Here is a 6,048-nt window from a genome sequence, read left to right on the forward strand (position 1 = left end):
GTCCTGGTATGTACCACCGTCATCGAGGTCGGCGTGGACGTGCCGAACGCGACCATGATGGTGGTGATGGACGCCGACCGGTTCGGCATCAGCCAGTTGCATCAGCTGCGCGGCCGGATCGGTCGTGGTCAGCATCCAAGCCTGTGTCTGTTGGCCACCCGGCTGCCCGAGACCTCCAAGGCCGGTGAGCGGATCACCGCCGTGGCCGGGACACTCGACGGCTTCGCCCTGGCCGATCTCGACCTCGACGAGCGTCGTGAGGGAGACGTGCTGGGCCTCAACCAGTCCGGGCGCACCATCAACCTGCGTTTCCTGTCCCTGCGGGATCACCTCGAGGTGATCCAGGAGGCCCGGGCGTTCTGCGAGCAGCGTTACGAGCAGAGTCCACACGATCCCGGGATGGATCTGCTGGCGGCACAATTCGTGAACACCGACCGCGTCGAGTACCTGGACAAGGCGTGACCCGCCGCCGGGTCTGGTGGCTGGCCGTGGCCGTCGCACTCGCGGTGGTGGTCGCCATCCAGGTGACCACGTCGACACCGCACTCCGTCCGGTTCGCCGCCCAGGCGCAACCGCCCAGCCTGGCACCAGGGGTGGATCTGCTGGCCGGGGTGTCAGAGGTGCCGGTACGGGTGCGCGGCAACGACTATCGCCGCGCGGCGTTCGGTGAGTCCTGGGACGACGACAACAGCGCGCCCGGTGGTCACAACGGCTGCGACACCCGCAACGACATCCTCAACCGCGACCTCGTCGACAAGACGTTCGTTGCGATCAAGCGCTGCCCGTCCGCCGTGGCGACCGGCACGCTGCACGATCCCTACACCAATGCGGTGGTGTCGTTCGTACGCGGCAATCAGACGGGTGCCGCGGTGCAGATCGACCACATCGTGCCGCTGGCGCTGGCCTGGGACCTGGGCGCCCGTGACTGGCCCGACGATCTGCGGCTGCGCTTCGCCAACGATCCGGCCAATCTGCTGGCGGTCGCGGGTAAACCCAATCAGGACAAGGGCGATCAGGAGCCCGCCCGTTGGATGCCGCCCAACCGGGCGTTCTGGTGTCAGTACGCGGTGCAGTTCGCCGAGGTGCTGCGCGGCTACACGCTCCCGGTCGACGCCGCGTCGGCCGGGGTTCTGCGCGAAGCCGCGGGCACCTGCCCCACGGGCTGAGCAGCCGCAGCTCTACAGATCCACTATCCAGTTCTGGCCGTTGAGGTCGTGGCCGAAACTGTGGTGGCGTTCCTCGTCGACGAGCCGGAATCCAAAGGACTGGTAGATCTTTCGGGCCGCCACGAGGACGTCGTTGGTCCACAGCGTGACCTGGCGGTAGCCGGCCTCTCGCGCGAATCTCAAGCACTCCGCGACGAGGCGCATGCCCAGTCCGAGCCCGCGGGCGTCCGGCGTGACCAGCAGGATCCGCAACTTGGCCACCGCGGGCTCGTCGCCTGCCATGCAGAAGATGCACCCCGCACGCTCGCCGTCGACCTCGGCGATCCAGCCAGCCTCGCGCGCCGGGGCGTGGTCCTCGGCGAAGTCGGCCACGATCTTGGCCACCAGTGCCTCGAAGTCGGTGTCCCAACCGAATTGGCGGTCGTAGATCTCGCCGTGAGCCATGACCACCCAGCCCAGATCACCGGGGTGGTCAGCGCGGCGCAGAACGACCTGCCTCTCATCCACGGCCTGCGACATGGTGGACCTCCGCATCGAATCACTGACACACTCGTTTCAGTAGCGGTAGGCTACCAACGTGCCCGCGGACACGACAACCCCGTCAGCCCGGCAGACCGAACTGTTGGAGGCCTCGTACCGATACGCACTCGCCCATGGTCTGGGTGACCTGTCGCTGCGCCCGCTGGCGACGGCGATCGGGTCCAGCCCCCGCGTGCTGCTGTTCCTGTTCGGTAGCAAGGAGGGTCTGGTGCGTGCGCTGCTGACACGGGCGCGCAGCGATGAACTCGCGCTCCTCGAACAACTTCGGGAGACCACAGGCACCGACCGTGTCGGCCTGGCCGTGGCGGTCGAAAAGATCTGGAGTTGGCTTGCCGCCGTGGAACATCGGCCGCTGTTGACACTGTGGGCCGAGGCCTATGCCCGCTCACTCGTCGAGCCCGACGGCGCGTGGGCGGGATTCGCGCGGGCCACCGTCGAGGACTGGCTGGAGGTGCTGTCCGAATGTCAACCGGTGCACGAGAAGAACAGCAAGAAGGGCGTGGCCGCCCGCACCCTGGCGTTGGCGGTGTTGCGAGGCGCCCTGCTCGACCTGCTCGCAACGGGAGAGGGGGAGCGGGTGACGCGTGCTGTCGGCTCATTTCTTGCCGGCCAGCAGACGTGAATGTCCCCCAGAAACTGGTTTCTGGGGGACATTCACGTCTGTTCGCGGAAGCGGAATTACCCCGTGAAGGTCGCCGGGTCCGGCCGGAACCGGGTGCCGTCATCGAGGGCGTTGAGGCTGTCCATCTGCTCGTCGGTCAGCTCGAAGCCGAACACGTCGAGGTTGGACGCGATCCGCTCCGGGTTGGTCGACCGCGAGATCACGACGTTGCCCAGCTGGATGCTCCAGCGGATCAGCACCTGCGCCGGGGTCCTGCCGTGCGCCCCGGCGATGGCCGTGACGGCCGGGTTGTCGAGCAGATTGCCGACGCCGAGCGGGCTGTAGGCCTCCGTGACGACGTTGTACTGGGCGTTGGCCGCCCGCCAGGCGCTCTGGTTGAGCAGTGGGTGCAACTCGATCTGGTTGACCGCGGGAGCGACGAACGTCAAGTCGACGATCGTGGACAGGTTCTCGGGGCTGAAGTTGGACACGCCCGTCGAGCGGGCCAACCCGGCCTGCTTGAGCGCCATCAGCCCACCCCAGCTGTCGACATACTTGCCGATGTCGTTGCCGGGCCAATGGATCAGGTAGAGGTCCACGTAGTCCAGGCCGAGCCGCTCCAGGCTGGCCCGCCCGGCATCCTGGGATGACGTGAAGCCCTGATCGGTGATGGCCAGCTTGGTGGTGACCGAGATCTGTTCGCGCGGAATGCCCGATGCCGCAATGGCACGGCCGACGCCGGCCTCGTTGCCGTAGGCGGCGGCGGTGTCGATCAACCGGTGGCCGGCCTCCAGGGCCGCCGAAACCACGCGCTCTGCCTCGGAATCCGAGAGTCCGCCGACGCCAAGACCGACGACGGGGATCGTACGGTCGTCGTTGAGCGTGACGGTGGGAATCGCAGCCCCGTCCGAGGAGGTCATGGCACCTATCCTGTGAAGTTGAAGGTTCGCGGATCGGGGCCCAGGCGGGTGTCCGTCTCCAACGAGGCGATGGCCGCCATGTCCGCTTCGTCCAGGTCGAAATCGAACACGTCGAAATTACTGACAATCCGCTCGGGGTTCACCGACTTGGGGATGACGATATTACCCAGATGTATATGCCACCTAATCAGTACCTGTGCGGGGGTTTTGCCGTGCCGGTCGGCGATGCCGGTGATCACCGGATCGGCGAGTAACGACCCCTGGCCCAGGGGGCTCCAGGCCTCGGTGGCGATGCCCAATTCGGCGTGCACCTCACGAAGCTCGTGTTGCGGTAGCAGCGGGTGCAATTCGATCTGATTGACCACGGGCACGATGCCGGTGGAGTCGATGAGCACGGTGAGGTGTTCGGGCGCGAAGTTGCTCACCCCGATGGACCGGACCCGGCCCTCATCGCGCAGGTGCGCGAAGGCCTTGAACGTGTCGACGTAGGCGTTGTTGGCCGGCACGGGCCAGTGGATGAGATACAGGTCGAGGTAGTCCACACCGAGCCGGTCCAGGCTGGCGTCGAACGCCGCCAACGTCGAGTCATACCCCTGGTCGCTGTTCCACAGCTTGGTCACCAGGAACACGTCCTCGCGGGGGACACCGGATTTGACCAGGCCGCGGCCCGTCTCGGGCTCGTTGCGGTACGCGGCGGCGGTGTCGATGTGCCGGTAGCCTGCCTGCAGCGCCGCGGCCACTGCGCGTTCGGTCTCTTCGGCAGGGGTCTGCCAAACCCCCAACCCGACCTGCGGTATCGAATTACCGTCGTTGAGCGTGACACGAGGACTCACAGAGGGATCAGCCATGACTGAAAGTCTGCCAGCAGAGCAGGCCCGAGGGGGATCTGACGGTCGCCCCGGGGACACCGTCAAACAGCAGCTGCTCGTGCAGGCGACCAAGGTCACGCTGGCCGCGATCCCGCGGATCTCCGACCGGGTCAAGCGCCTGTTGCTGGGCGGGCGTTCGGTGACGGTAGACGGCAACACCCTGGACACCACGCTGCAATTCACTCTGGCCGCCGAACACGCGGCCGGGGTCGGAGGCCTGGTCGCCGATCACAGCCCGGAGTCGGGCGTCGCCGTCTCGCGGGCCGCGCTGCGGGCCACCGCAGCCATGATGAAGGTCCGCATCCATGCGGACGTGAGCGAGATTTCGATTCCCGGACCGGCCGGGCCCATCCCGGCGCGACGATATGTCCCCGACGGCACGGGCTCCCCGGCGACATCCGCGCTGTTGCTGTACTTCCACGGCGGCGGCTTCGTGATCGGTGACCTCGACACTCATGACAACCTGTGCCGGCTGATCTGCCGGGACGGTGGAATCCAGGTGATCTCCGTCGACTACCGGCTCGCGCCCGAGCACAAGGCGCCGGCCGCCGTCGACGACGCGTATGCCGCCTACCGCTGGGCGCTCGACCACGCTGCCGGTCTGGGCGCCACGCGCATCGTGGTCGGGGGAGACAGCGCGGGCGGCAACCTGGCCGCCGTGGTGGCTCAGCAGGCCCGCGATTCCGAGCTGCCGCTGCCTGCGCTGCAGCTGTTGCTCTATCCGGTCACCGACATGTCGAGTGACACGCGATCCAAGACGCTGTTCGCCGACGGCTACTTCCTGAGCACGCGCGACATGCACTGGTTCACCGGGCACTATCTCGACGGTGCCGACGTGACCGCCGATGATCCGGTGATCTCACCGCTGCTGAACGAGGATCTCACCGGCTTGCCGCCCGCGCTGGTGGTCACCGCCGGGTTCGATCCGCTGCGTGACGAGGGCAACCGCTACGCGAGGGCGCTGCAGGACGCCGGGGTGGTGGTGGACCTCCGCGAGGAGCGCTCGATGATCCATGCGTTCGCCAACTTCTTCCCGCTGGGAGGCGGCAGCGCCACCGCGACGAGCGCGATGATCTCTGCCCTGCGCGCACATCTCAGCCACGCCGAAAGCTGACCTGGCAGCGCCGGTACGCTTGTCGACGTGGCCAAACCGAAGAAGACCGCGAAGTACGACCTCAAGGCGGCTGACCGCAAGCGCAACCTGTGGGTTCAGATCGGGCTGACAGCCGTTGTGGTGCTGTTCGCCGTCGGCCTGGTGCTCTACATCGTGACGACCGGCCACAAGCGCCCGGCCTCCGGCGAGGCCCGGGCCGTGCACGTGGCGGCGCCCAACGTGATCACCAAAGAGGGCACGACTGAGCCCAAGGTGACGCTGAGTCTCTTCGAGGACTTCCTGTGCCCCGCGTGCGGTCATCTGGAACAGCAGTTCGGCCCGACCATCAACAAGCTCATCGACGCCGGTGCGGTAGCCGTCGACTACCACATGGTGGCGATCCTGGACAAGGCCGGCAACGGCTACTCGTCGCGGGCCGGAGGTGCCGCCTACTGCGTCGCCGACGAGTCCATCGATGCCTTCCGTCGGTTCCACTCCGCGCTCTACACCCCCGGAATCCAGCCGGAGGAGGGCGGCGGCGTCTACCCCGACAACGCGCGGATCATCGAGCTCGCGCGCCAGGCCGGTGCCGCCGGTGAGGTGCCCGACTGCATCACCAAGGGCCGCTACGTGGAGATGGTCCAGGGCATGGCCGCAGCCACCGGGATCAACTCGACACCGACCGTTCGGTTCAACGGCGAGGAATACAACCCGACCACTCCCGATGCCCTGATCGCGAAGGTCAAGGAGATCGTCGGCGACCTGCCCGCCCTGAAGGGCCCGGCCCCCGGCCCCGAAGCGCCCGCCGCGCCCGCTCCTGGCGCACCGGCGGCACCGGCCGCGCCCGCTCCCGCAGCGC

At 67.4% G+C, this 6,048-nt stretch carries 8 protein-coding genes; 5 read left to right on the forward strand and 3 right to left on the reverse strand.

What is annotated here, in order from left to right:
• A partial coding sequence (locus TX88_RS35130) for a helicase-related protein (protein WP_044517488.1) occupies nt 1-462 on the forward strand: 462 nt, incomplete at its 5' end.
• Nucleotides 459-1,166 carry an HNH endonuclease family protein gene (locus TX88_RS13610; RefSeq protein WP_044517489.1) on the forward strand — a complete coding sequence of 236 codons (708 nt, stop codon included), beginning with the start codon at nt 459-461 and terminating at the stop codon, nt 1,164-1,166. The genes TX88_RS35130 and TX88_RS13610, both read left to right, overlap by 4 nt.
• A gap of 12 nt (nt 1,167-1,178) precedes the next feature.
• Here TX88_RS13610 and TX88_RS13615 read toward each other — a convergent pair whose 3' ends face one another.
• A complete protein-coding gene (locus tag TX88_RS13615; RefSeq protein ID WP_044517490.1) occupies nt 1,179-1,685 on the reverse strand; it encodes a GNAT family N-acetyltransferase in 507 nt (168 codons plus the stop codon).
• A gap of 58 nt (nt 1,686-1,743) precedes the next feature.
• Here TX88_RS13615 and TX88_RS13620 point away from each other — a divergent pair, with 58 nt between their 5' ends.
• Nucleotides 1,744-2,328 carry a TetR/AcrR family transcriptional regulator gene (locus TX88_RS13620; protein WP_044517491.1) on the forward strand — a complete coding sequence of 195 codons (585 nt, stop codon included), beginning with the start codon at nt 1,744-1,746 and terminating at the stop codon, nt 2,326-2,328.
• A gap of 56 nt (nt 2,329-2,384) precedes the next feature.
• On the opposite strand, the gene TX88_RS13625 is transcribed toward TX88_RS13620, so the two are convergent.
• Nucleotides 2,385-3,227 carry an aldo/keto reductase gene (locus tag TX88_RS13625; RefSeq protein WP_044517492.1) on the reverse strand — a complete coding sequence of 281 codons (843 nt, stop codon included), beginning with the start codon at nt 3,225-3,227 and terminating at the stop codon, nt 2,385-2,387.
• 5 nt (nt 3,228-3,232) lie between these two features.
• Nucleotides 3,233-4,060 carry an aldo/keto reductase gene (locus TX88_RS13630; RefSeq protein WP_044517493.1) on the reverse strand — a complete coding sequence of 276 codons (828 nt, stop codon included), beginning with the start codon at nt 4,058-4,060 and terminating at the stop codon, nt 3,233-3,235.
• A 13-nt stretch (nt 4,061-4,073) separates the two neighbouring features.
• Here TX88_RS13630 and TX88_RS13635 point away from each other — a divergent pair, with 13 nt between their 5' ends.
• Both TX88_RS13635 and TX88_RS13640 read left to right on the forward strand, forming a co-directional pair.
• The gene (locus tag TX88_RS13635) at nt 4,074-5,210 is read left to right on the forward strand and encodes an alpha/beta hydrolase (RefSeq protein ID WP_084621899.1); all 1,137 of its coding nucleotides are present in this window, start codon (nt 4,074-4,076) and stop codon (nt 5,208-5,210) included.
• 27 nt (nt 5,211-5,237) lie between these two features.
• A partial coding sequence (locus tag TX88_RS13640; protein ID WP_244438421.1) for a DsbA family protein occupies nt 5,238-6,048 on the forward strand: 811 nt, incomplete at its 3' end.

The sequence above is a fragment of the Mycolicibacterium septicum DSM 44393 genome, assembly GCF_000455325.1.
GTDB lineage: Bacteria > Actinomycetota > Actinomycetes > Mycobacteriales > Mycobacteriaceae > Mycobacterium > Mycobacterium septicum.

What these genes read in the sequence shown, in the direction of transcription:
- TX88_RS13625 (WP_044517492.1), bottom strand. Translation starts at nt 3,227, where the DNA reads ATGACCTCCTCGGACGGGGCTGCGATTCCCACCGTCACGCTCAACGAC.
- TX88_RS13635 (WP_084621899.1), top strand. Translation starts at nt 4,074, where the DNA reads ATGACTGAAAGTCTGCCAGCAGAGCAGGCCCGAGGGGGATCTGACGGT.
- TX88_RS13615 (WP_044517490.1), bottom strand. Translation starts at nt 1,685, where the DNA reads ATGTCGCAGGCCGTGGATGAGAGGCAGGTCGTTCTGCGCCGCGCTGAC.